The following is a 23,096-nucleotide window of genomic DNA, read 5'->3' as shown; positions in this document are numbered from 1 at the left end:
TTGGGCAATATTCTTTTGATTCTTTGCGATATTTAAAATGCATTTTTGCGATGCTTAAAATGACTTTTTCTGATGTTTAAACAGGTTTAAACTGGCTTTTCTTAACGTTCAAACTGGCTTTTCGCATGCTTTGTATTATCTTTAATGATACTTCTATGATTTTTAATGATACTTCTATGATACTTCTTTCTACTTTTTGCAAGAAATCTCATTGGTTATAAATATCTTTATATCAACAATATAACGTGATATTTGCAGCTAAAAATGAGACTATGAGACTTTTTTTTCTAAAAAAAATATACGTGTGCGAAAAAGAGGATTATTTCTTTTTTGCATCATCATAGGGTTATGGCAACATCATCCCGTTATGGATGTTTGGCATGCTCTATTGATAGATAATCCTTGATTACAGAAAAGATGACCCCGCATTTTGCGAGGCCATCTTTTTTTATTTACTCAGTTCCTTGATGATTTTCTCCAGATTGTCAAGCTGGCGGGCATCCACTTTCACATCTACCAGATTTCCTTCCTTGTCAAAGAGGCGATAGGATGGGAAGGAGCGAATGTTGAGATAGTTCTCGACAGCACTCTGCTGAGCCGCTGGCAAGTTATAGTGGGCGATATTGTCGCCAACCAGATTATTCAGTTTGATGAGATTTTTCCATGACTCTTCAGGACTGTTGCTTGCCATGTAAAGATATACCACATCGTATGGCGCCAGGCGTTCGAACTCTTCCTTCGAATGGGCAAGAGCCATCTTGCAAGGGGCACACCAGGTTCCCCAGACATCCAGCAATACAAGCTTACCCTTATAAGGTTCCAATATATGGCGAAGAAGTTTCTCACCATCGCTCATACCCTGAGGAGCTGTCTTGAGACTGGCAGTAATGTCCCTGTTCTGCAAAGACAGATACTTACGGTGTTCTGCCAATACTTTCTCCCTGAGAACTTCAGAGCTGATACAATGTTCTGCCAGGTCAAGACCATAACTATTGAGTGGCATGGCTAGTCTTTCCAACATCTGAAGAATGGCTTTGGTGATGATGACATCTTTCTGCTGCTGGTTGCATCCCATGCTATCAGCTATATGCTGGGCATAATATACATCGAGGAGAGGAGTCTCATCCTTAAGCATCTTGGCAATATCTTCTTTTTTAAGGATAGCCGTAGCGCGCTTGTCAAGGACTGAACTGGAAAAAGCATTTACTATTTCCTCCTGCTCCTTGGCATCTGTCGTCTGATATTGCTTGATAGTTATGGCATCCAGATTCTTAGCCCATTGTTCCACCGTAGCAATTTCTGAATCGGTTATCGCAATATCCCCCAGAGCCTTGTGCTTTCTCAACAGTTCCGGATAAGAATTGGTGGATAAGAATCCATAGGTCCTTCCCATGGGGGTACTGTACTTTAACCTTCTTTCCTGGCCGATGAGATCATTAGTCAGCATATTATAGTCACGAAACTGAGTATAAGGCTGCGGAATCTCCTTCCATATTTTTTCCACTTGGCTCACATATTCCTGAGGGAAAATATGGTCTTTTACGTGATATGCTCCTTGTAAGATTGATGATGCATAATTACAGAGAAGATATCGGGCAGTATAGTCCTGATAACATTTGGAGATAGATGCCGATTCTCCTATCAGTTTTCGTAAGTTCCCTTCAGCCTCCTTATATCTGGTTTCAAGAATCTGCATCATCTCCTGGGCTGGAACCTTATTTTCATACTTACCTGGATATTCTGCGTCAATCAATGGGAAAGGATGTGCTAGCAGTTCGTTTTGCAAGCGACAGTTCTTACCCATGAAGATAGCATGTCCAACCTTGAAGTCATAAAGCAGATAATAGGTCTCACCCGGCTCCAATACAGTGTTGACATAAGTATGTTTCCAGTCCATGAAAACCTCGGTAGAGTTGATGAGAGGTACTTTGATTTCAAATCTGCCAAGAGAATCGAGCTTGCTGTAATTGCTAACTCCTGTGAATGTGGAAAAAAGATCATAATACGTCACACTATACTCCTGCCCTCTATCCCAAAGTTCCTTAGGCATATTTCTGAGCCATCCCACAACAATAGCCGTATCGGGCTTGTTATGAGTATCCTTCAGACATGTGGTCTCATCTTTCTGCGGATAATCCGGAAGGATGGAAGTGGTAATGAGCGAATATTCTGCTTTCTTGCCGTTGATGCTCATCGTGCGCTTGCCATGTTGAGACTTGTCGATGTTGACAGCCAGGTCGCTCTTGCCATCGGTAAGGATGAAAGAGTACTTGTCGCCCTTCTGATTCTTCTGCTTGTATTGCCAGTAACGGCAGTCGTAGATGGCGAAATCATCATAGAATCCTATCTCCCAATCACCGGTCGCATCGTTGCGCCAAAGCGAGGAGAAGAGCTGTTTGATGCGGGTATCGATATTCTCGATGCCAAATATCTTGAAGTTCTGTTTGCCGTCACCTTCCAGGAAGTCAAACTTTCGGGTCTTCTTGGGGAGCGGTGCGAAGTGGAAGACCACATCCTCCCTGCCAGAGCCAGGCATATAGTGTTCCTCGTCAAGTTTCAGTCCATCACAGCTCTTGACGAGATATTTCTTGCCATCAGCAAGGAGATAGGTTTCCTTCACAAACTTTACCCAATAGTGTGGGCGAAAAGTGATGTGCATGAACACTCGTGTTTCATCATCTGCGAATTCCACACGATAGATGTTGAGCTGAGACTGACGAGGATCATTAAATAGCTGGTTCGATTCAGCTACTGGTTTTTCCCAGACAATAGGTTTCTTGCCATTCCCTGCCCAGCAAGTGCAGAGCCAGATGGCTGCAATAAGTACACAAAAGATTCTTTTCATAATTCGATTATTTTATTGGATTGATACTATTTAAAGCAGTATATATTAATTAGTATAACGTTACTTAACTGACCCCACTTTAAACAGGCCTTACTTTTTAAAGTGGGGGCAATAATTTATTGTTCATATGCTTTTTGATAAAGCGACCCACATGATTCTCTTGTAGAGTTGTTGGGAGGGCTTTGAATATTTTCTTTTGATTCGAAGAACCTTTTATCAAATGCTGATAGAACAGATAGCAGATGATGCCAGGAGAATGGATATTGCTGAGTGCGTAAGCCGTATACTTGCGCTCGTCCCATCCATCATGGTTCTTGCTTTCCTCTTCCACCCACTGCTTATAGAAACTTGATCCTGTGAGGCTGTAGTAACCATTGTGTACGCTTAGCTCTGCTATCTCTCCTGGTACAAAAGGAATGTCTATCCATTCCGAGCAGATGGTTCCATCTTTCATCAGTGCTCTCACTCTTCCCATGGTAATGTCCTTCAGGTCGTGCTTGTATGAGAAGTTAGTGCCGTTGGTAGCCACAAGGATGGGTTCTACATACATATCTGTTTCGTCTTTGTAACAGATAAAATAGCCACGGTCCCAAAGTTCAGGGTCACGCTTGCCAATAATCTCAAAGTTGCCTTTCAGGTTGGTCTGAGCATCTTTAAGCATCTTGGTCAACTGCTCATTAGGTACTTCTTTTTCTTCTTTAGGAGCTGCCTTTTCTTCTTGGGTGTCTATTGGGGTAAGAACACCTGTATAGTGGACGGCATTATATGGTTGCTGTTTTATTTCGTCAGCTACGCGGTGCTTGTTTAAAGGAGCTTTTCCTTCTACGATGCAGATGTTTCCTTCATAGCCTTTTTCGTTAACCCAACCATTCTCTACGATATGGTCCCATTCTATGGCACAGACTCTGCGCATGCCAGAGTGCCCCATTTGTTGGCGATTGATAAGGACGCTATATGCCGAGAAATTTCCAACCATAATAAGGTCGTTGCCTACAGATATGTCAAAGTTCATCCATGTTTCAAGTGGGTTGTTGTTTCCATCTACCATATAGTAAAAGTCAGTTACAGGCTGATTGCAATCTTTTTGAAAAGCCTTGTTGATTCTGTCCAGCTCCTTGAGAAACTCGTCTTTCTTGAGAGTTTTAAAGCGATATTTTTTCCAACTCCATTGTGCTGTGTCACCAACCTCATTTTTTGCTCCTGATTGATTTATGGTGAACGCCTTGTTGCTTACCAATTTCTCCAAAGCCTCTTTGAAATAAGACTTTTGTGCCTGTGCTCCCATTGATGAGAACATCATGAGCAATAAATATATGATATACTTTTTCATGTTCTTTGTTCTTTAATGTTTATACCTTAATTATATATACTTTCTTTAGAGTTTAACGGTGATTCGCCGTATTTGTTGGCGGTCATCCTCACTTTGCACGGCATTGCATGTAGTGGCTTGAACCTCTGTTGTCTGCATTTTGAAAAGATGCTCTTTGGGCAAGGTTGACATAGGGAAGAGTACCGGACCTTTTTCTTCGGTGTCTGGCATGTCATCTCCAAACTCTGCTTTAGGCTTAGCCTCCCTTTTGGGAGCATTGAGCTTGGCGAAAGTCTTTTTCTTCTCGTATGTTCTGCTCTCTTCTGTGATGTCTTTTTCTGCTGTATTTTCCTTTTCTGCCGTCAAACTCTTTTCTTGCGTCATAGCTTTTTGCATCGGCTGTGTAGCCTTTTTCACAGCCATTGTCGCATTGCCCGACGCAGAAGTGGTATCCTTGGGTGGTTGCAGGATGATAGCGATGATGCCAGCCACGCATGCTGCGCAAATCCATGGAAAGATACGCAAGGTGCGATGGCTGACCAAGCTCTTCCTTGCCTTCTCTATTACTTGTTGCTTGGTTTGGGAGGAGGCATGGAAATCACATTGAGGTTGGAGCAGTTGCTCTATATCCTCAAATCCTTTGTCATTATGGATGTTCATTTGATCTTTCATATATTTTTCTCCTTTTTGAGTCGTTGTTGGATATGTTGGATGGCATAGCGATAGCGAGATTTCACGGTAGCTTCTGGTATCTCCTCCAGTTCGGCTATCTCTCGGAACGTCAAGTTGTCGTAACATTTCATTCTTACGATTTCCGCTTGCTCCTGTGGAATATCTTCCAGCAGTTTTGATATTCTGAGAAATTCCTCGTGTATTTGTTTGTCACCATTGCTGTTAGGTATGCTTACCGCTTCATTGATAGCTATGATTTGCGGACGATTTTTGCGCAAGTAGTCTCGGCATGCGTTGCTAACAGAGCGAATGATGTAGCGGTCCAACTCTTCCACTTGTTGCCCTTCTTTCAGTTTCTTGAAAGCTGCAAGCAGCACCTCTTGCACAATATCTTCTGCATCCTCACGTTGCCCGATTCGAATATAGGCAAAACGAAATAGCCAGTCTTGCCGATTGTCGACAAGACTCTCCAGTTGTTTTATGAGTTTTGGGTTGCCTATATTCATTCGTTTCTTGTTTTTATGTTTCTAACTTTACTCATATAAACGTATGTTTCTTAAAAAAGATTTAAAAAATACTCTTTTTTTTCATTTATTTGTTACTATTGTGGTTGTTTATGTAAAAATGAATGCTACGAAGTATGGAACATAAGAAGATAGTGATAGTTTGCGTAAAAATAATAGGCACGCATCCTTTCGTGGGTGCGTGCCTATACCTTTTATTATATGCTACCTTTAAATCACCTTGACACTCTTTTTTCCTCCTCTTCTATCAATCACGATTTTCTCGAAGACGATGGCTGGGTCGTTAGGAGTGATGGTGAGGGTGTGGATGCCATCGGTAGTAGCCGGCAGTTCCAACTCTATCACTTGATCCACGATGCGAGTGGCTATCGTTGGATAATAGATATTGTAGATATTCTCCGGCTTCTCGTTCAAATCTTTGTTGAAGTTAATCTCTACAGGAGAAGTGCCATCTAAACTTACACCATAGGTTAAGCCGCCCTTGTTGAGATAATCCAAGGTTGATTTGGTAATCACATGAATGCGAACCTTCTGCTTGCCATTAGAAGCATTGCCATCCGAAGCCTTCTCGGCTTTCAGCTTAAACTTGTAAGTGATGCTAGCTCCCTTTACACTCTTGGTATATGGCATCAGAGTCATTGCCGATACGCTTTTGCCCATGAATGGAATCTCTGTCCATTTTGCCTCGGCAGCATCCGTCTTGCTGCTATAGTAAGGAGCTTCGATTTCTACCACGCCGTTGTTTTCGCTGATGATGACGCCATCCTTGGTGGATACTCGGAAGAGCTGCGGGCAGGTATCCTTTTCGAAGGCATCATTCCAACTCTTGTAGCCGATGTGCTTCTGCGTCATCATGCCGTTCCACTTGCCGCCCGACATCTTGTGGTTGTAATAATCGCAGATGATTGAATCGCGCTTGAAGAGGCGCTCGCACTCATCCGCCCACACATTCGCCTTCGGATTGCCCTGCTTGTAGAGGGCGTTGTTCTGTGCCTGGGCAAAATACATCTGGTGCAGATTGCTCATCAGCTCGATAGGGAAGAGGATGATCTGGCGATAGGCATCGTGGTAGGCTGCCGGCAGACTATTGTACTGGCGCAAAGCATCTGCTTCGAGCTGGAGATACTGATTCACAACCTCCTGCCATTCGCCGTTCTCCAGACTGTAGGTGTTCTTGTCGAGCATCTCAGGGGTGCAGCGTCCATTATATTTGCAGATAAGATTCAGTATGCGTGCCGCCTCATCTGCCTGCGATTCGCCAAACTGCTGAGCGCACCAGTTGCGGGTATGACGGGTAATGTTGTTCGCATCGTATTTATGAGGATTCCACGCCATGTCCATAAACTGGCTGATAGGATATTCCATCGGCTTGAGGTCGCCCACGTTGAGAATCCAGAGACGGTCGATGCCGTTCTCGTAAGCAAGCGTCAACTGCTCCCAAGGGTTCTGCACAGGGGTAACATTGAGCATCTTCGAGTTTCTTGGCGCACCCACGTAATCTACGTGATAGTACAATCCCCAACCGCCCTTGTGCTTGCGTTCCTTGGCATTAGGCACACGACGTACGTTGCCCCAGTTGTCATCACAGAGCAGCAGGGTTACGTCATCGGGCACCTTCATACCCTTGTCGTAGTAATCCAGCACCTCTTTATATAACGCCCATACCTGTGGGGTCTCGCTTGCCTTCTTTCCCGTTACATCAGCGATAATCTTGCGCTGGTCGTTGATGATGTTGGTCATCAGTCGTGTATCAGCCTCGTTGCTCATCGCCTCGTCGCCGTCGCCACGCATGCCGATGGTTACAATCTGTTCGGTACCCTTCATGCGTTCGATGCCTTCACGGAAGAATTTCTGCAGGTTTTCCTTGTTCTTCTGATAGTTCCAAGGTCCCCATCCCTTGCGGTTGCGGGCATATTCCTGGTGGTTGCGAGCCATCGGCTCATGGTGCGAGGTGCTCATCACCACGCCCATCTCGTCGGCAGTCTTCTCGTTCTCCGGGTCATCGGCATAGAAAGCCCAGCCCCACATGGCTGGCCACATCATGTTACCTCTCAGTCGCAACACCAGTTCAAAGACGCGCTGATAGAATCGGTGGTCTCCATAATCGGTGCCGTATGTATTCTTCACCCACGAGGTGAGGCAAGGTGCTTCGTCGTTGAGGAAGATGCCACGATATCTGACGGCTGGTTCGCCATCGGTATAGACACCCTTGTTTACGAAGATGGAATCGTGATGAACCACGGGTACGTCAGCCCAGTCATACCAAGGCGATACACCCATCTGCTGTGAGAGTTCGTAGATGCCGTAGATGGTGCCTCGGCGGTCGCTACCTGCGATGACGAGCTGTCCGTCTACCACGGTGATGATGAATTTCTCCCGTTTTCCCTTCAACAGATTTCCGTTGATGCGCTTCTGGCGGATGAGCTGGTCGATGGCCGCAGAATGGCCGATGGTACCTACGAGGATGGTAGGTTTGCCGGCAGCATCCTTGTCTTTCAGTCCGGCATCGGAGGTAAGGATGGCCTTGCTTCCGCTCACCTTCATGATATCCTTGACCAGGGCATTGGCTGCATAGCTCACACCTTTGCAGTCGTTGGCATCCATATAGATTTCTACCTTATTATCACGATTGATGAGTAAGTCGCCTTTCTGGAAGGAGACAAACTGGTCGGCTGCGCTCATGCCTAAGGATGAAAGCAAAGCCATGCTCACGAAGAAAATCTTCTTGTTTTTGTTTAGCTTCATACTTTGTAATGTGTATAGATGTTTGTAGTTCAACTTATTATTGTCGGGTGCAAAGGTATGGAATATTCGTTGATTTTACTTTGTTTTCTGTAGTCTTTACTTTCTTATTTGTTTCATTTTCATGTTTCTTGTTGTTTCTTTTTGTGTTTTCACAGAAAAATAGTACCTTTGCACATTAATAATAGGATAGAAAATAGAAATATAAATATAGGAATAGAAACATGATAGACAAACCGACCATAGCCCGTATTATGGACTCCACCAAGATAGAAGAGGTGGTGTCTGAGTTTGTTACGCTCAAGAAGCGAGGCATCAACTATGTCGGACTCTGTCCTTTCCATAACGATTCCCATCCTTCTTTCTCCGTGTCTCCAACCCGAGGTATCTGCCATTGCTTTACTTGCGGCAAGGGCGGAAATGCCGTCAACTTCCTGATGGAGCTGGAGCAGATGACCTATCCCGATGCCCTTCGCTGGCTTGCCAAGAAATATAACATCGAGATTCAGGAACGGGAGATGACCAGCGAGGAGAAGCAGCGCGAGAGTGAACGGGAATCCATGTTCATCGTCAACGACTGGGCTGCGAAGTATTTCCAGGACATTCTTCAGAATGATGTGGACGGACGTGCCATCGGTATGCAGTATTTCCGCAGTCGTGGTTTCCGCGACGACATCATCCGGAAGTTCCAGTTGGGATTCGCGCTTCCTCAGCGCACAGCCCTTTATGATGAGGCTGTGAAGAAGGGATACAATCCGAAGTACCTGGTGAGCACAGGTCTTTGCTTCAAGGTGGATAAGGACGAGGAGAACAACAGAAGCGGGCAGGATAAGTATCTGGATAGATTCTCGGGGCGTGCCATTTTCCCATGGCTCAGTGTGAGTGGCAAGGTGGTGGCTTTCGGTGGACGAGTGCTCGATACCCGTACCAAGGGCGTGAGCCAGAAATACGTCAACTCGCCAGATAGCGAGATTTACCATAAAGAAAGAGAACTCTATGGTCTTTATCAGGCAAAGAAGGCGATAGCCAAGGAAGACTGCGTATATATGGTGGAAGGATACACCGATGTGATTTCCATGCACCAGTGCGGCATCGAGAATGTGGTGGCAAACTCGGGTACTGCCCTGAGCATCCACCAAATTCGGTTGCTCCATCGATTCACCAGCAACATCGTGCTCCTTTATGATGGCGATGATGCCGGTGTGCACGCTGCATTGAGAGGAACCGATATGCTGCTGGAAGAGGAGATGAACGTAAAGGTGCTCTTCCTGCCGGATGGCAACGACCCGGATAGCTTTGCCCGCAACCATACGGCGGCGGACTTCAGGAAATATATCGAGGATCATCAGGTAGACTTCATTCAGTTTAAGACCGATTTGATGCTGCGTGGGGTCACCGACCCCGTGAAGCGAAGTCAGGCTATCAACAGCATCGTGGAGAGCATCTCGAAAATCAAGAATCAGATTACCAGAGCCTCTTACATCACCGACTGTGCCCATCGGCTCGGCGTGAACGAAGCCATCATCGTGAATGCCCTCAATAACTTTGTGCGCAATGGTATGAGCGAGCAGGTGAAGGCTGAGCGCAGGGCGGCTGGTCTTCGTGACCCGAAAGCCACATCGCCTCAGCAGGGCATGCAGCAGGCACTTCAGGGAACCACACCGCTGGATAAACTCCTGGAAGTGGAAACCTTGCTGGTTCAGGTGGTCATTCATCATGGCGACAAGACTATCGTGGTGCAGGATGTGGATGGCAATAATGTGGAATTGCCGGTGGCGCAATACATCAGTCTTGATCTGGCGGGCGATGATTTCAAGTTTCATAATGAACTCTACAATCAGATATTGCAGGAAGCTGTGGAGCATGTGGAGGAAGATGGATTTGTGGCAGAAACCTATTTCGCCAATCATCCGAACCCGGAAATTAGTCGCATAGCCGGTTTGCCTACCGGCGACCAGGAGGTTTCTACGGTGAGTCTTCAGCTCAAGATGAGTCAGGAGAAGCTGCGCCAGCTGGTGCTCAAGGATCTGCTCAGTTTCCGCACCCATTACATCGCCCAGCGAATCATCGAGGTGCAGCAGGAGTTTGCCAGGAATCCTACCAACAGGGAACTGCTTGAGGAGTTCATGAAACTCAAGAAGATGAATACCCTCCTGGCAAGTCAGACCAACTCAGTGTTTAATTAGATTAAAAAACGAAAGGTATGATATATTTTCATTGGATTTATCTGTTGCTTTATATAGCGATTATGATACCTGCTATCATCACCGTCTTGATGGACAATCGGCAGCCGGCTAAGACGATGGCATGGATTCTTGTGCTCTCGTTCATGCCTTTCGTAGGAATCATCTTCTACATTTTCTTCGGACAGAACACCCGAAAGGAACGGCTCATCAGCGACCGAAGCATGGACCAGCTCACCAAGCGTTCCATGCTGGAGTTTGCCGAGCAGGAGAATCTCCATCTGCCTGCCAGCAACAAACCGCTGATGAATCTCTTCACCAACCAGAACTGGGCTTTCCCCTTCAAGGACAACAAGGTGGATATCTTTACCAGCGGCTACGACTTCATCCTCACCTTATTATATAATATAGGTCAGGCAAAGCATCATATCCATCTCGATACGTATATCATGGAAGATGATGCCTTGGGAAATCTTGTAGCCGATGCCCTGATAGACAAGGCGGAGCAGGGAGTGGAAGTGCGACTCATCTATGATGATGTGGGTTGTTGGAAGGTGAAGGATGCTTTCTTCGAGCGGATGCGCGATGCAGGCATTGATGTTCATGCCTTTATGCCGGTTAGATTCCCGGCATTTACCAGTAAGGTGAACTATCGCAACCACCGCAAACTGTGCGTGATAGATGGAAAGGTGGGCTTCATCGGTGGCATGAATATCGCCTTGAGATACGTGAAGGGTACGGGGAAGCGACCTTGGCGCGATACCCATCTCAGGATAGAAGGCGGTGGTGTCTATGCCATTCAACGTGCTTTTCTGATAGATTGGTATTTTGTGGATAGAACATTGGTAAGCAGTCGTAAGTACTATCCGCCGGTGGATATCCATATCAACAACAATTGTCTGGTACAGATAGTGACGAGCAGTCCGATTATGCCTTGGCCTGATATCATGCAGGGCTATGTTCGCATCCTGCTCCAGGCGCAGAAGTATGTGTATATGGAGACGCCTTATTTCCTGCCTACAGAGCCTGTGCTCTTTGCGATGCGCACGGCGGCACTTGCCGGAGTGGATATTCGCCTGATGGTGCCCCGGCATGCGGATGCCAGGATGGTGGAATGGGCTTCCCGCTCTTATCTGATGGAGGCGATAGAGGCTGGTGTGAAGGTTTATCTTTATATGGGTGGCTTCAACCACAGCAAGTTGCTGGTGAGTGATGACAATCTCTGCACGGTGGGCAGCACGAATGTGGATTTCCGTAGTTTCGAGAATAATTTCGAGGCGAATGCCTTCTTCTATGATGAGGAGATGGCACAGCGCATCAAGACGATTTATCTCAAGGATGAGGCCAAGAGTATCCTGGTGGATGATGTGGCGTATTTCGTGAAGCGCCCATTCATGAAGCGCCTGTTCGAGAGTATCGTAAGATTGCTTTCGCCGCTGCTGTGATTAGGACGGATTTTTATTTAAGTATGGATTATTTAGGCACGGATTACACGGCCGTGTAATCCGTGCCTAAAATTTGCTTTTATCTGAATATCGAGAAGTTCACGCTTCCGTAACTTCTATGTTCCAGGAATCTTGGATGCTCGGAGAAATCATAATTCTTGCCATGTTCGAAAACGAAGATGCCATCTTCGTTCAGAAGGTCACCATTCAAAACGAGGTCCGGAATTTCAGGGAGTTTCTCTAGAGCGTAAGGTGGATCGGCAAAGATGAAATCAAACTTCTGCTTGCAGGTTCTCAGAAAACGGAACACATCGCCACGAATCAGAAGATCCTTGTCTTCTCCCAGTTTCTTGAAGCACTCTCTGATGAAGTTGGCATGGTCGCGGTCTGCTTCTACGCTGATGACACGCTGGCAGCCACGGGAAACCAGTTCCAGAGAGATGCTGCCTGTGCCGGCAAAGAGGTCGAGGGCTGTGGTATCCTCGAAATCGATGTAATTCTGCAAAACATTAAAGATGTTCTCCTTTGCGAAATCGGTGGTTGGTCGAGCCTTAAACGAACGGGGAATGTCGAAATGGCGACCCTTATATTGTCCTGTTATGATTCTCATAATTTACTTTGAACTTTAAATTATTTTACTAAACTCTTTTTACTTGCTTAAATAGAGCGTTACCAAGTCGAACGGCATTCCTTTGATTTCCGTGATAGGGGCACGATTGAACTCGGCACTCGGATTCAAGAGGAAGGTCTTCTTGATGTATATCTTTGCATTATAGAGGAACCAGTCCTTGTCTGGCACGTCGCCTGCCACATGCAGCTCGTCCTGTACCTGGTCCATGCCCACTTGCTTCCATACATAGAGGATGAAGTAGAGAGCATCCTTGGCGTGGTCTGCCTTGAATGAGTTGAAGAACTTGAAGCGGTTCTTCTCATAGCAGAAGATATCTACTTTCTTATCATGGAAGTAGGCATAGAGCTTGCGATGGATGCCGGTGAAACTGCGTTGGTGCAGATAGTTCCAAATCGGTTGCATGATAGGGGTGAAGCGCACATCCTTGAAATTATCCTCCACTACCATCTTCAAGTCCTTGTTGATAGGGAATACCGCCACCACATTCAGGTTGGGCTGTACCTTGTGCAGAATCACATCACCATTATGTCCGCTGAAGGCATGCTGATAGAGCACGGGGAGGTCTTCTTCGTGAAACTCCTCGATGGGTACCAGCAGAATAGGGGAGTCGATATACACGCGCACCTTGGTGTAGCCACGTTGCAGCAGATCGCTCTCGCTGAATGCCTGGCGCAAGTTGGCAGCTATCGATACGCCGCTCTTCACGGTGTAAGGCTCGTATATCAACTGATGCTCGGCCTCCCGGTCAACAACCGAAAAGCTGAGTGTATTCTTGCTCACTCTGATGGTGAGCCGTGCTTGTTGTGTTCTATTACCAGTTATCTGCATTCTAATCTTGTTTTTAATCAGTTGCCTGGGTTGTTTTCCTTACCAGTTTCCTGCGTTGTCGTTGTCTTTTGTGATGTCGCCAATCTTCAGTCCGGGAAAGCGGCCTGCATAGTTGGCTTCTTCCGTCACATTCATGATAGCCTCCTCGTCCAGCCCATCCAGGTAGTCCTCATAGGCGGCGCTGCATTCCATCAGTGGTATCTGCTTTCCGCTTTTCCCCACGATGGTGGCGGCAGCGAGCGAGAATTTCTTGCCATCGGAGTAAGGGATGATTGCGTCGTCTGCCTTCAGATACTTTCCCTTGATGAGGGTAGTGAAATCGCCCGTATATACCCCATGTCTTGCCTTGTATTTCTCCTCGGCAGAGCGAATCTGCATCAGTTTCTCCTTCACCTCAGCCTCTCTGCTATCCATCGATTTCTGGAAGCGGATGGGCTGGCTTATGCTGAGCACGCAGAGCAGCATCATGACGACCACGCATGCTCCCAGGATAACATTATTGTTTATTTTCCTTAATTTCATTCTCATTTCAAAAAGTATTATTACTTTTGCATCGGCTTTCGGCTCTTGATAAGAGACGACGCCTAACTAGGGTACAAAGATACGCCAAAATACAGACAAAACAAAATAAATGGCGTTGAAATTATTAATTATTAATTATAAAAAGAAATTTTGATGGTAGTTGATGAGTTAAAATATAAGATATTGCAGCAATTTGGCTTTCCGCCAACTCAGGAGCAGGCGAATGCGCTAGATGTGTTTGCACGCTTCCTTACCGATAGAAACCCGCAGGTGGTGATGATTCTCCGGGGTAGTGCGGGTACGGGTAAGACTTCGCTTTCGGGTGCCATCGTCCGCACCCTGCAGAGCATCCGCCAGAAGGTGATGCTCCTGGCGCCAACGGGTAGAGCGGCTAAGGTGTTTTCGCTGAACAGTGGAACGCCGGCTTATACCATCCATCGCCGCATCTATCGCGAAAAGTCGTTTTCTGGGGTAGATGGTCAGTTCAATCTCAACGACAATCTCTTCACCGATACGCTCTTTATGGTGGATGAGGCTTCGATGGTAGCCAATATGGGATTGGGTGGCATGAACTTCGGCAGCGGATGCCTGTTGGATGACCTGGTACATTTTGTGTATCAGGGCAGAAACGACCGCCTGATGCTTATCGGCGATAAGGCGCAGTTGCCTCCTGTTGGCGAGGAGGAATCACCTGCCCTCAATGCTGCCATGCTGCAGGGGTATGGATTGACGGTTTACGAGTGCGATTTGAACGAGGTGCTCCGCCAGAGCGAGCAGTCGGGCATTCTTTATAATGCCACGATGATTCGCCAGATGATTACCCATGACGACATCACCCAACTCCCGAAGATTCGCTTTACGGGCTTTTCGGATATCAAGCCGATGCCTGGAGCCGAACTGATAGAGGCACTTGCCGACAGCTATCACCATGTGGGATTGGATGATACCATCGTGGTTACTCGCAGCAACAAGCGTGCAAACATCTTCAACCAGGGTATCCGAAATATGGTGCTTGATAGGGAAGAGGAACTCTCGCAGGGCGACATACTTATGATTGTGAAGAACAATTATTATTGGATGGAGGAAGAGAGGAAGAAGATAAAGGAAAAGGATAATCAAGTTCCAAGTAACGATATTCCTGCTTTTCTGGCGAATGGTGACAGGGCGAAGGTGCTGAAGGTGCGCCGCCGCATCGACCTCTATGGCTTCCGCTTTGCCACCCTTCTGCTTCAGTTTCCTGATTACGGCAACTATGAGCTAGAGGCTACCGTGCTGCTGGATACCCTGACGAGCGAGGCACCTGCCTTGACCCACGAGCAGCAGGAACAGCTATTCCATCAGATAGAAGAGGATTATCAGGACGTTCCGCTCAAGGCAGACCGAATGAAAGCAATCAGGCAGGACCAGTTCTACAATGCCTTGCAGGTGAAGTTTGCCTATGCCGTCACCTGTCATAAGGCGCAGGGTGGACAGTGGGCACATGTCTATGTAGACCAAGGATACATGACGGATGATATGCTTACGCCCGATTACATCCACTGGCTCTATACAGCCTTCACCCGTGCCACGGAGATGCTTTATCTTGTGAACTGGCCGGAAACGCAAATCGAAACAAGTTGATTGGAACAGGCTATTCTGAACGAATAGGTCAAAACGGGCTAATTATATGCTCTAAATCTGTATTATAGTACCAATTTGTTTTCAAATCATTCAAAAACCATGTTAATCAGCAAATAAATGGTTAAAAGTTTGATGGTTCAAGAAAAAAGTAGTACTTTTGCACTTAAGTATACACATCTTTTATATAAGAGTGAATCGATGGCAACATCATTCATATAAGAAGATTGAGGTAATATGAAACAGAATAAATTATTAATTTATCATATATTTAGTAATAAATGGAAAATAGAAAAGTAGCTTTAATCACAGGTATTACAGGTCAGGATGGCTCTTATTTGGCAGAGTTGTTGTTGAGTAAGGGTTATGATGTTCACGGAACTATCCGTCGTTCTTCTACAGACTATCGTGAGCGTATCGCTCACTTGGAGGGTACTCCAAACTTCCACCTTCACTATGCCGACCTCGGTGACTCTATGAGTATCATCCAGGTAATGAACAAGGTGAAGCCAACAGAGGTTTACAACCTTGCGGCTCAGAGCCACGTACAGGTGAGCTTCGACTCTCCTGAGTTTACTGCCGATGTTGACGCCACCGGTGTGCTCCGTATTCTGGAGGCTATCCGCCAGTGCGGTTTGGAAAAGACTTGCCGCATGTATCAGGCTTCAACTTCTGAGCTTTATGGTAAGGTAGAAGAGGTTCCTCAGAACGAGAACACTCCATTCCACCCTTATTCTCCATACGCTGTAGCCAAGCAGTATGGTTTCTGGATTGTCAAGGAGTACCGCGAGGCATATAATATGTTCTGCTGTTCTGGTATCCTCTTCAATCACGAGAGTGAGCGCCGTGGTGAGACATTCGTTACTCGTAAGATTACATTGGCTGCGGCACGCATCAAGCAGGGTAAGCAGGGCAAGCTCTATCTGGGTAACCTGGATTCACTCCGCGACTGGGGTTATGCCAAGGATTACGTAGAGTGCATGTGGTTGATTCTCCAGGCTGAGAAGCCAGAGGATTTCGTTATCGCAACAGGTAAGCAGCACTCAGTTCGTGAGTTCGCTCAGTTAGCTTTCCACTATGTAGGCATCGAGCTGAAGTGGGAAGGCAAGGAAGAGAACGAGAAGGGTATCTGTGTTGAGGGTCCTGAGGAACTTATCGGCAAGACACTCGTTGAGGTTTCTCCTGACTTCTATCGTCCTACCGACGTGGTGAACCTCTGGGGTGACCCAACAAAGGCTAAGGCTAAGCTTGGCTGGAATCCTAACACCACATCTTTCGAGGATCTCGTCAAGATCATGGTTGAGAGTGATATGGCTAAGGTGGCTGCTGAGGATGCCGGCGAGAAGGTTCGCTGCAACCTCGTGGAATACTTGGAAAAGGGTATTGTTAAGTAATAGTTAACAGTTGATAGTTAACAGTTGATAGTTTACAATAATAATCAATGTTATCAAAAGATTCTAAGATTTATATAGCAGGACACCACGGACTCGTGGGTTCTGCTATCTGGAATAACCTCAAGAAGAGAGGCTATAACAATCTGGTAGGTCGTTCTCACAAAGAACTCGACTTGACCGACCAGTATGCAGTGGAGAAGTTCTTTGACGAGGAGAAGCCTGATGCAGTGGTTCTGGCTGCTGCCTTCGTGGGTGGTATCATGGCGAATTCATTGTATCGTGCCGACTTCATCATGCAGAACATGAAGATGCAGTGCAACGTAATCAGTAATGCTTATTCTCATGGCGTGAAGAAGCTCCTCTTCCTGGGCTCTACCTGCATCTATCCAAAGAATGCACCGCAGCCTATGAGCGAGGATGTGCTTCTTACTTCTCCTTTGGAATATACCAACGAGGAATATGCCATCGCTAAGATTGCCGGATTGAAGATGTGCGAGAGCTACAATCTTCAGTATGGTACCAATTATATCGCAGTGATGCCAACCAACCTCTATGGTCCTAACGATAACTTCCATTTGGAGAACAGCCACGTAATGCCTGCAATGATGCGCAAGATTTATCTTGCCAAGCTCATTCACGATGGCGACTGGCACAGCATCGAGGTAGATATGAACAAGCGCCCTATCAATCCTACTGATAAGCTTCGCGAAATCATCGGCGAGGGTAATGTGGATGGAAACAATCCTCATGAGCGCATTCTGAAGGCGCTGGAGTTCTATGGCATCTACGACAACAAGGTAGTGCTTTGGGGAACAGGTAAGCCATTGCGTGAGTTCCTCTGGAGCGAGGATATGGCAGATGCCAGTGTTCATGTGCTTCTGAATGTAGATTTCAAGGACATCATCGGTATAGAGAAGTACAGCTCTGTATTCTATGGTGCCAAGGTAGATGGTGCTGTGGATAGAAACAACTCTGAGGGCCGTGGTGGTGCTATCCCATCTCTCGGTGAGATTCGCAACTGCCACATCAATGTGGGTACCGGTAAGGAACTCACCATCCGTGAACTTTCAGAACTTGTGGTAAAGGCCGTAGGTTTCGAAGGCGAGGTTGAGTTTGATGCCAGCAAACCAGATGGAACCATGCGCAAGCTCATCTCTGTGGATAAGCTCCACAGCCTTGGCTGGACTCACAAGGTCGAAATCGAGGATGGTGTGAAGAAACTCTTCGATTGGTATCAGGAGAGCCTGAAGAATTAATCTTTTGGTTGAGAAATAAGAAAAGCGATGGATTGCAGAAATCCATCGCTTTTTCGTATATATTATTCTGTATCTTTTAGCTAAAGCCCTGTGGATATATAAAAAAGAAAAAATCCGATTCTCATAACGAAAACCGGACTCTTATTTTTTTTGAGTTATTTTTGGGAAAAGTGGGTAGTGATGGATTCGAACCACCGAAGGCATAGCCAGCAGATTTACAGTCTGCCCCATTTGGCCACTCTGGTAACTACCCGAAAGCTTTTGAATTGCGAACTATCTTTATTTGGTAAAAGCTTTGTTCTTAAAAGCGAGTGCAAAGGTAGTGCTTTTTTTTCATTCCACCAAATTTTTCACTAACTTTTTTCACTTTTTCTTCAAAAAACTTCATTTTTCCCTTAAAAAGAGGTGTTTTTGCCCTTTGGGAGCTTAATTTCTAACTTTTATCACATGATGTCTGCGATGTTTTCTCGACAATCTTCTGTGCTTGTAATGCTCAAATTTCTTAAATGCTACGAAAATTGTTATGTGCTGTGCAGTCTTATTCATTTTTGTTGTAAATTTGGGCGCAAAGTTACTCATTTTTTAATAAATATGTATGTGTTTCCCGAAAAAAATGTATCTTTGCAGTCGTTTTGTAATACAACAGACGTAAGTCTGAATAAAAATTGAATAATTATACAGAATGATAGTAACAATCGACTGGATGGAGGAATGGTTCAAGCGCTTTGACCAGGAATATTTCGGCGGCAAACTGCCGCTGCCGGAGTTGTCGCTCACCCGAGCCAAGACCCGGTTGGGGCAGCTTGCCTTTAAGCGCGCTTCCCGCTGGGGGCGCACCAAGCTTTACGACTTCAAGCTCTCGATGAGCACCTATTATGATATGACTGAGCAGCAGGCCAAGAGCGTGTTGCTCCACGAGATGATTCATTACATCATCGGCTACACCGGGTTGAAGGATACGGCTCCTCATGGCGTCGTGTTCCGGGGCATGATGGATAATCTGAACCGTAAATACGGTTGGGATATTCGGATGATGACCTCCACCAAGGGATGGAAGGTGAGCGAGCGGGTAGCTGAGAAGAAGAAGGCGAAGGGACCGCAAACCTATCTGATGCTTGCCATCGAACTGAAGGATGGCAAATTCTATCTCTCCAGGGTGAATCCTGGCTTTGCCCGCCGCATAGAGAAGCAGCTTCCGATGGTTCGCGAACTTCGTTCCCATCGCTGGTACACCACGCAGGAGTCATATTTCGAGGATTATCCGCAGGTGCGAAGTCTCAGGGGGCGCCGCATTACGAAGGGCGATTTTGAGAAACTTCAGAATGTGTTGACTCCTTTTGAATTGTAGAATTAGGGAATAATTAAGAAGAAATCGATAAGCAGAAAAATTAAAAAAGAATATTTATGAGAAGAATGATTACTTTTGCCTTCATGATGACCATGGTCGTGATGATGGCGCATGCTCAGGGTGGATTGAAAAAAGTGTATAATGAAAGCATCGACCCGATGGGACAGATTGATGCCGGCTTGCAGAAGGCGAAGACCGAGGGCAAGTTTGTGGTTTGTCAGTTGGGTGGCAACTGGTGTCCTTGGTGCCTGAAGTTTGCCGATTTCGTAGAGAAGGATACGGCTGTGAACCAGATGATGAATGATAACTTTGTTTATCTTCATGTCAACTATAACCCTCGCCAGTCGGCAGGTGGTGATGCCGTGAAGAAGGCTGAGGCATTGATGAAGCGCCTGAATAATCCTAGGCGTTTCGGCTTCCCTGTCTTCGTGATTCTGGATGCAGACGGCAAGGTGCTTCATATTCAGGATTCCAGTTTCCTGGAAGAAGGCAAGGGCTATGATGAGAAAAAGGTGCTCCGCTTCCTGAAGAACTGGACTCCAAAGGCTGTCAATCAATAATAGCTTGAAAGGTAATTTGATAGTAGATTATCATAAACTTGAAAGATAATTCGATTGTAAATCAATATTAACTTAAAAGATAATTTGTATGAAGAAAGTATTATTCTTTTTGCTTCTGATGACGGCAGTCATCGGTAGAGCACAGACTTCGCTCGACTTGTTGCCAGTAGGCACAGTGGCTCCTGATTTCACGGTTACCAATAGCAAGACGGGAGAGAAAATCTTCCAACTCTCTGATTGCAAGAACAAGACTTCGAAAGATGGACAGGCTGTAGCTGGAGTTTGGACCGTGCTTGATTTCTGGGCATCGTGGTGTCCTGACTGCAGAAGAGACATGCCGATGGTGAAGGAGATTTTTGATAAGTACAACACCAAGATTCAGCTGGTGGGTGTTTCTTTCGATACCGATGAGGCGAGAATGAAGAAATACCTGGCAGATAACAATTATACCTGGTTGCAATATTGTGAGTTTAAGAAATGGAAAGAAACAAAGATTTCCAAGGATTACCACATTTCATGGCTTCCAACTTCCTATCTCATCGACCCTGATGGCAAGGTTTATTTTGCTACCGTGAAGGCAGAGGAGATGATGCAGAAACTGGATTCGCTTGACAAGGAGGGTAAGTTGACAGTGAATACCATCAAGAAATAGATTGTAATATGAATAGGTGTTCCTGTCTGGAATAAAAAGAGGGTGTGTCATGAACTAATGGCACACCCTCTAATCATATATTATATTTTCTCTTACAATCCTCTAGCTTTCAACAGTCCTGAAGCATCTGGCTGCTTCATGCCTGTAAAGTCGGTGAACATTTCCATCTGGTCCTTGGTGTTACCACGGCTCAGAACCTTATCACGGAATGCCTGACCCACGGCTGGATCCAAAGCACCATGCTTGGCAAAGTAATCAGCCACGTTCACGGCGAGTACCTCAGTCCAGAGATAGCTGTAGTAACCTGCTGCGTAACCGCCGCCCCATACATGGTTGAAATAGGTGGTAGAGTAGCGAGGAGGAATCTGCGAATTGAGCAAGCCTACATTGTTCAGGGCTTCCTTCTCGAAGGCTCCTGCCATGTATGGCGAAGGAATCTCATCCGGTGTCAGCTCGTGCCAAGCCAGGTCGAGACAGGTAGCTGCCAGGTTCTCACCCAGCGAATAGGCTGTCTGGAAGTTGATGCTCTTCAGCATGCGCTCCTTCAGGTCGGCTGGCATGGCTGCTCCGGTCTGGGTATGGCGGGCATAGTGGTCGAAGATTTCTGGAATGCTGGCGAATGACTCGTTAAACTGTGATGGCATTTCCACGAAGTCGCGAGCCACAGCTGTGCCCGAAAGGGTATTGTAGCCACACTTAGACAACATACCGTGGAGGGCGTGACCGAATTCATGGAACATGGTGCACACCTCATCCCATGTAATCAGGGTAGGCTGACCCTCTGGAGCCTTGGCGTTGTTGCATACATTATAGATAATAGGCAACTGACCCCACTTGTCGCTCTGCTTGGCAAAAGCACTCATCCAGGCACCGCCACGCTTGGTAGGACGACGGAAGAAGTCGCTATAGAAAAGGGCGATAGGCTTGCCATTCTTGTCGCTCACCTCGAACACCTTCATGTCTGGGTGATAGGTAGGAATATCCTTGCGCTGCTTGAAGTTCAATCCATATACGCGATGAGCAGCATAGAATACGCCGTTTATCTGAACACTATCCACATTGAAGTATGGCTTGATTTCATCGTCAGAGATATTGAGCATCTCCTTCTTCATCTTGGCAGAATAGTAGAAACGGTCGTATGGCTGCAGCTTGAAATCCTTGCCCTCGCTCTTCTGGGCGTAAGCCTCAATGTCGCGGGTCTCAGCATCAGCCTTTGGCGCATATTCCTTGATGAGCTGCTGCAGGAAATCGTTTACATTCTTGGTGTTCTTCGCCATCGTCTTCTCCAATGAATACTCAGCGTAGTTGTTGTAACCCATCAGCTGTCCCTTCTCGGCACGCAACTTGGCAATCTCGGTTACGATAGGGAAGGTGTTGAATTCTGGGTTGGTGCCATCGGCACGGTGGATGCTTGCCATATAAACCTTGCGGCGGAGCTCACGGTTTTGAAGATTGGTGAGGATAGCCTGCTGGGTGGTATTCACGATGACGATGCAGTAAGGTGCCTTGTTGCCACGGCTTTCTGCGTCTTTCTTGCACTGTGCGATGTCGGCATCGCTCAAACCGGCGAGTTCCTCCTTGCTGTTCACCCAAACCACGGCGTTGTTAGTGGCTGCAGGAAGAAGATTGCCAAACTGCTCCTGGAGATCTGAGATGCGTGAGTTGATCTGCTTCATGCGCTCCATCTTCTCAGGAGAAAGCAAGGCACCTGAACGGACAAAGCTCTTGTAGATTACCTCGGTGAGTCGCTTGTCCTCGCCCTTGAGTTTCTTGTATTCGTTGTCATAAACATATTTGATGCGCTCAAAGAGTTTCTGGTTGAATGAAATCTCGTTGTCCAGGTTGGTGAGCAGCGGCATTACCTTCTTCTGGGTATCAGCAATGCCTGGAGTTTTGTGGGCACTGGTAAGACCGAAGAACACACTGGAAACACGCTCCAGCAACATACCGCTGTTTTCGTAAGCGAGGATGGTATTCTGGAAGGTTGGCTTCTTCTTGTTGTTGACTATCTTCTGGATGTTGGCACGCTGTTCCTTGATGGCAGTTTCGATGGCAGGAAGGTAGTCGCTCTCCTGAATCTTGCTGAAATCAGGAGCACCGAAAGGCAGGCTGCTCTTTACCAGGAGAGGGTTCTGACGGTTGCCGCCCGCATTTTGGGCGAACGATGAGGCTGGCATCTGCAGGAGTGCAGCAGCCAGTCCGAGAGTTAAAAATGTCTTGTTTAAATTCATTATATTTCTTTTTTATTGAAATTTTCTGCAAAGGTAATCATTTATTTCGGATTATCGCATTTCCTGCTTATGTTTTTTATTATCTTTAGATAATTTTCTTTATAAGTGAGGTGCTTTAAGAAAATCCCTTAAGGAGAATTTTTCATACCCTTAAGGAAAAAAATATTTTCCCTTAAGGATATTTATTTTTAGCCTTAAGGGAAAATATTGAAACTCTTCTTCTCCCATTTTAAAGGGGCTTGAGAAGTGTTTTATTTATTGCGGAATAATGTTTACATAGCTTCTTTGCTATCTTTGCCTTCATTTCTTATTTTTTTTGCTTTTTCCTTTTCTGTTT

General features: G+C 46.2%; 17 protein-coding genes and 1 tRNA gene. 8 read left to right on the top strand and 10 right to left on the bottom strand.

Features of this window, described 5'->3' with window-relative positions; all coding sequences use genetic code 11:
- Nucleotides 1-448: 448 nt before the first annotated feature.
- The 5 genes from V8Z93_RS12710 to V8Z93_RS12690 all read right to left on the bottom strand — a co-directional run bounded on the left by V8Z93_RS12710 (nucleotide 449) and on the right by V8Z93_RS12690 (nucleotide 8,095).
- Nucleotides 449-2,845 (bottom strand): TlpA family protein disulfide reductase, encoded by a 2,397-nt coding sequence (locus V8Z93_RS12710; RefSeq protein ID WP_439431715.1) that lies wholly within the window; start codon nucleotides 2,843-2,845, stop codon nucleotides 449-451.
- A 97-nt stretch (nucleotides 2,846-2,942) separates the two neighbouring features.
- Nucleotides 2,943-4,175 (bottom strand): hypothetical protein, encoded by a 1,233-nt coding sequence (locus tag V8Z93_RS12705; RefSeq protein ID WP_439431714.1) that lies wholly within the window; start codon nucleotides 4,173-4,175, stop codon nucleotides 2,943-2,945.
- A gap of 45 nt (nucleotides 4,176-4,220) precedes the next feature.
- Nucleotides 4,221-4,826 carry a hypothetical protein gene (locus tag V8Z93_RS12700; protein ID WP_439431713.1) on the bottom strand — a complete coding sequence of 202 codons (606 nt, stop codon included), beginning with the start codon at nucleotides 4,824-4,826 and terminating at the stop codon, nucleotides 4,221-4,223.
- Complete coding sequence (locus V8Z93_RS12695; RefSeq protein ID WP_203049466.1) at nucleotides 4,823-5,332, bottom strand: RNA polymerase sigma factor; 510 nt, start codon at nucleotides 5,330-5,332, stop codon at nucleotides 4,823-4,825. Before V8Z93_RS12695 ends, V8Z93_RS12700 begins: the two co-directional genes overlap by 4 nt.
- Nucleotides 5,333-5,560: 228 nt before the next feature.
- On the bottom strand, nucleotides 5,561-8,095 hold the full coding sequence (locus V8Z93_RS12690) for a glycosyl hydrolase 115 family protein (RefSeq protein WP_439431712.1): 2,535 nt from the start codon (nucleotides 8,093-8,095) through the stop codon (nucleotides 5,561-5,563).
- 221 nt (nucleotides 8,096-8,316) lie between these two features.
- Here V8Z93_RS12690 and dnaG point away from each other — a divergent pair, with 221 nt between their 5' ends.
- A complete protein-coding gene (gene dnaG, locus V8Z93_RS12685; protein ID WP_439431711.1) occupies nucleotides 8,317-10,278 on the top strand; it encodes a DNA primase in 1,962 nt (653 codons plus the stop codon).
- Nucleotides 10,279-10,295: 17 nt separating this feature from the next.
- Nucleotides 10,296-11,720 (top strand): cardiolipin synthase, encoded by a 1,425-nt coding sequence (gene cls / locus V8Z93_RS12680; RefSeq protein ID WP_439431710.1) that lies wholly within the window; start codon nucleotides 10,296-10,298, stop codon nucleotides 11,718-11,720.
- A gap of 79 nt (nucleotides 11,721-11,799) precedes the next feature.
- Here cls and rsmD read toward each other — a convergent pair whose 3' ends face one another.
- Genes rsmD through V8Z93_RS12665 form a run of 3 tightly spaced genes read right to left on the bottom strand, consistent with a single transcriptional unit; the run spans nucleotide 11,800 to nucleotide 13,701 of the window.
- Nucleotides 11,800-12,330 carry a 16S rRNA (guanine(966)-N(2))-methyltransferase RsmD gene (gene rsmD, locus V8Z93_RS12675; RefSeq protein WP_203041353.1) on the bottom strand — a complete coding sequence of 177 codons (531 nt, stop codon included), beginning with the start codon at nucleotides 12,328-12,330 and terminating at the stop codon, nucleotides 11,800-11,802.
- 39 nt (nucleotides 12,331-12,369) lie between these two features.
- The gene (locus V8Z93_RS12670; RefSeq protein WP_439431709.1) at nucleotides 12,370-13,179 is read right to left on the bottom strand and encodes a DUF3822 family protein; all 810 of its coding nucleotides are present in this window, start codon (nucleotides 13,177-13,179) and stop codon (nucleotides 12,370-12,372) included.
- Nucleotides 13,180-13,218: 39 nt separating this feature from the next.
- Nucleotides 13,219-13,701, bottom strand: a complete 483-nt coding sequence (locus V8Z93_RS12665; RefSeq protein ID WP_439431708.1) for a hypothetical protein — start codon at nucleotides 13,699-13,701, stop codon at nucleotides 13,219-13,221.
- Nucleotides 13,702-13,854: 153 nt separating this feature from the next.
- Here V8Z93_RS12665 and V8Z93_RS12660 point away from each other — a divergent pair, with 153 nt between their 5' ends.
- From V8Z93_RS12660 to V8Z93_RS12650, 3 genes are all read left to right on the top strand, one after another.
- Complete coding sequence (locus V8Z93_RS12660; protein WP_439432860.1) at nucleotides 13,855-15,321, top strand: ATP-dependent DNA helicase; 1,467 nt, start codon at nucleotides 13,855-13,857, stop codon at nucleotides 15,319-15,321.
- 278 nt (nucleotides 15,322-15,599) lie between these two features.
- Nucleotides 15,600-16,712 carry a GDP-mannose 4,6-dehydratase gene (gmd, locus tag V8Z93_RS12655; protein ID WP_203049473.1) on the top strand — a complete coding sequence of 371 codons (1,113 nt, stop codon included), beginning with the start codon at nucleotides 15,600-15,602 and terminating at the stop codon, nucleotides 16,710-16,712.
- 47 nt (nucleotides 16,713-16,759) lie between these two features.
- On the top strand, nucleotides 16,760-17,968 hold the full coding sequence (locus V8Z93_RS12650) for a GDP-L-fucose synthase family protein (protein WP_217764408.1): 1,209 nt from the start codon (nucleotides 16,760-16,762) through the stop codon (nucleotides 17,966-17,968).
- Nucleotides 17,969-18,139: 171 nt separating this feature from the next.
- Here V8Z93_RS12650 and V8Z93_RS12645 read toward each other — a convergent pair.
- Nucleotides 18,140-18,221, bottom strand: a tRNA-Tyr gene (locus V8Z93_RS12645).
- A gap of 429 nt (nucleotides 18,222-18,650) precedes the next feature.
- Between V8Z93_RS12645 and V8Z93_RS12640 the strand changes: the two genes are divergently transcribed.
- From V8Z93_RS12640 to V8Z93_RS12630, 3 genes are all read left to right on the top strand, one after another.
- Nucleotides 18,651-19,316, top strand: coding sequence for a SprT-like domain-containing protein (locus V8Z93_RS12640; protein WP_439431707.1), 666 nt, complete (start codon nucleotides 18,651-18,653; stop codon nucleotides 19,314-19,316).
- Nucleotides 19,317-19,372: 56 nt separating this feature from the next.
- Nucleotides 19,373-19,876, top strand: coding sequence for a thioredoxin family protein (locus tag V8Z93_RS12635; protein ID WP_203049477.1), 504 nt, complete (start codon nucleotides 19,373-19,375; stop codon nucleotides 19,874-19,876).
- 88 nt (nucleotides 19,877-19,964) lie between these two features.
- Complete coding sequence (locus V8Z93_RS12630; protein ID WP_439431706.1) at nucleotides 19,965-20,528, top strand: TlpA family protein disulfide reductase; 564 nt, start codon at nucleotides 19,965-19,967, stop codon at nucleotides 20,526-20,528.
- Nucleotides 20,529-20,620: 92 nt separating this feature from the next.
- Here the strand turns inward: V8Z93_RS12630 and V8Z93_RS12625 are convergent, their stop codons facing one another.
- Entirely contained in the window at nucleotides 20,621-22,759 is a 2,139-nt protein-coding gene (locus V8Z93_RS12625) for a M3 family metallopeptidase (RefSeq protein ID WP_439431705.1), read from the bottom strand.
- Nucleotides 22,760-23,096 lie beyond the last annotated feature (337 nt).

This window comes from Segatella copri, from assembly GCF_051861805.1.
GTDB lineage: Bacteria > Bacteroidota > Bacteroidia > Bacteroidales > Bacteroidaceae > Prevotella > Prevotella copri_M.
Note: the sequence above shows the minus strand (reverse complement) of the source record. Positions and strands in the feature narration are given on the sequence as shown.

Excerpts from the sequence above, each read along its gene's own strand:
- V8Z93_RS12710 (WP_439431715.1), bottom strand. The coding sequence starts at position 2,845 with ATGAAAAGAATCTTTTGTGTACTTATTGCAGCCATCTGGCTCTGCACT.
- V8Z93_RS12705 (WP_439431714.1), bottom strand. The coding sequence starts at position 4,175 with ATGAAAAAGTATATCATATATTTATTGCTCATGATGTTCTCATCAATG.
- V8Z93_RS12700 (WP_439431713.1), bottom strand. The coding sequence starts at position 4,826 with ATGAAAGATCAAATGAACATCCATAATGACAAAGGATTTGAGGATATA.
- V8Z93_RS12695 (WP_203049466.1), bottom strand. The coding sequence starts at position 5,332 with ATGAATATAGGCAACCCAAAACTCATAAAACAACTGGAGAGTCTTGTC.
- V8Z93_RS12690 (WP_439431712.1), bottom strand. The coding sequence starts at position 8,095 with ATGAAGCTAAACAAAAACAAGAAGATTTTCTTCGTGAGCATGGCTTTG.
- dnaG (WP_439431711.1), top strand. The coding sequence starts at position 8,317 with ATGATAGACAAACCGACCATAGCCCGTATTATGGACTCCACCAAGATA.
- cls (WP_439431710.1), top strand. The coding sequence starts at position 10,296 with ATGATATATTTTCATTGGATTTATCTGTTGCTTTATATAGCGATTATG.
- rsmD (WP_203041353.1), bottom strand. The coding sequence starts at position 12,330 with ATGAGAATCATAACAGGACAATATAAGGGTCGCCATTTCGACATTCCC.
- V8Z93_RS12670 (WP_439431709.1), bottom strand. The coding sequence starts at position 13,179 with ATGCAGATAACTGGTAATAGAACACAACAAGCACGGCTCACCATCAGA.
- V8Z93_RS12665 (WP_439431708.1), bottom strand. The coding sequence starts at position 13,701 with ATGAAATTAAGGAAAATAAACAATAATGTTATCCTGGGAGCATGCGTG.
- V8Z93_RS12660 (WP_439432860.1), top strand. The coding sequence starts at position 13,855 with ATGGTAGTTGATGAGTTAAAATATAAGATATTGCAGCAATTTGGCTTT.
- gmd (WP_203049473.1), top strand. The coding sequence starts at position 15,600 with ATGGAAAATAGAAAAGTAGCTTTAATCACAGGTATTACAGGTCAGGAT.
- V8Z93_RS12650 (WP_217764408.1), top strand. The coding sequence starts at position 16,760 with ATGTTATCAAAAGATTCTAAGATTTATATAGCAGGACACCACGGACTC.
- V8Z93_RS12640 (WP_439431707.1), top strand. The coding sequence starts at position 18,651 with ATGATAGTAACAATCGACTGGATGGAGGAATGGTTCAAGCGCTTTGAC.
- V8Z93_RS12635 (WP_203049477.1), top strand. The coding sequence starts at position 19,373 with ATGAGAAGAATGATTACTTTTGCCTTCATGATGACCATGGTCGTGATG.
- V8Z93_RS12630 (WP_439431706.1), top strand. The coding sequence starts at position 19,965 with ATGAAGAAAGTATTATTCTTTTTGCTTCTGATGACGGCAGTCATCGGT.
- V8Z93_RS12625 (WP_439431705.1), bottom strand. The coding sequence starts at position 22,759 with ATGAATTTAAACAAGACATTTTTAACTCTCGGACTGGCTGCTGCACTC.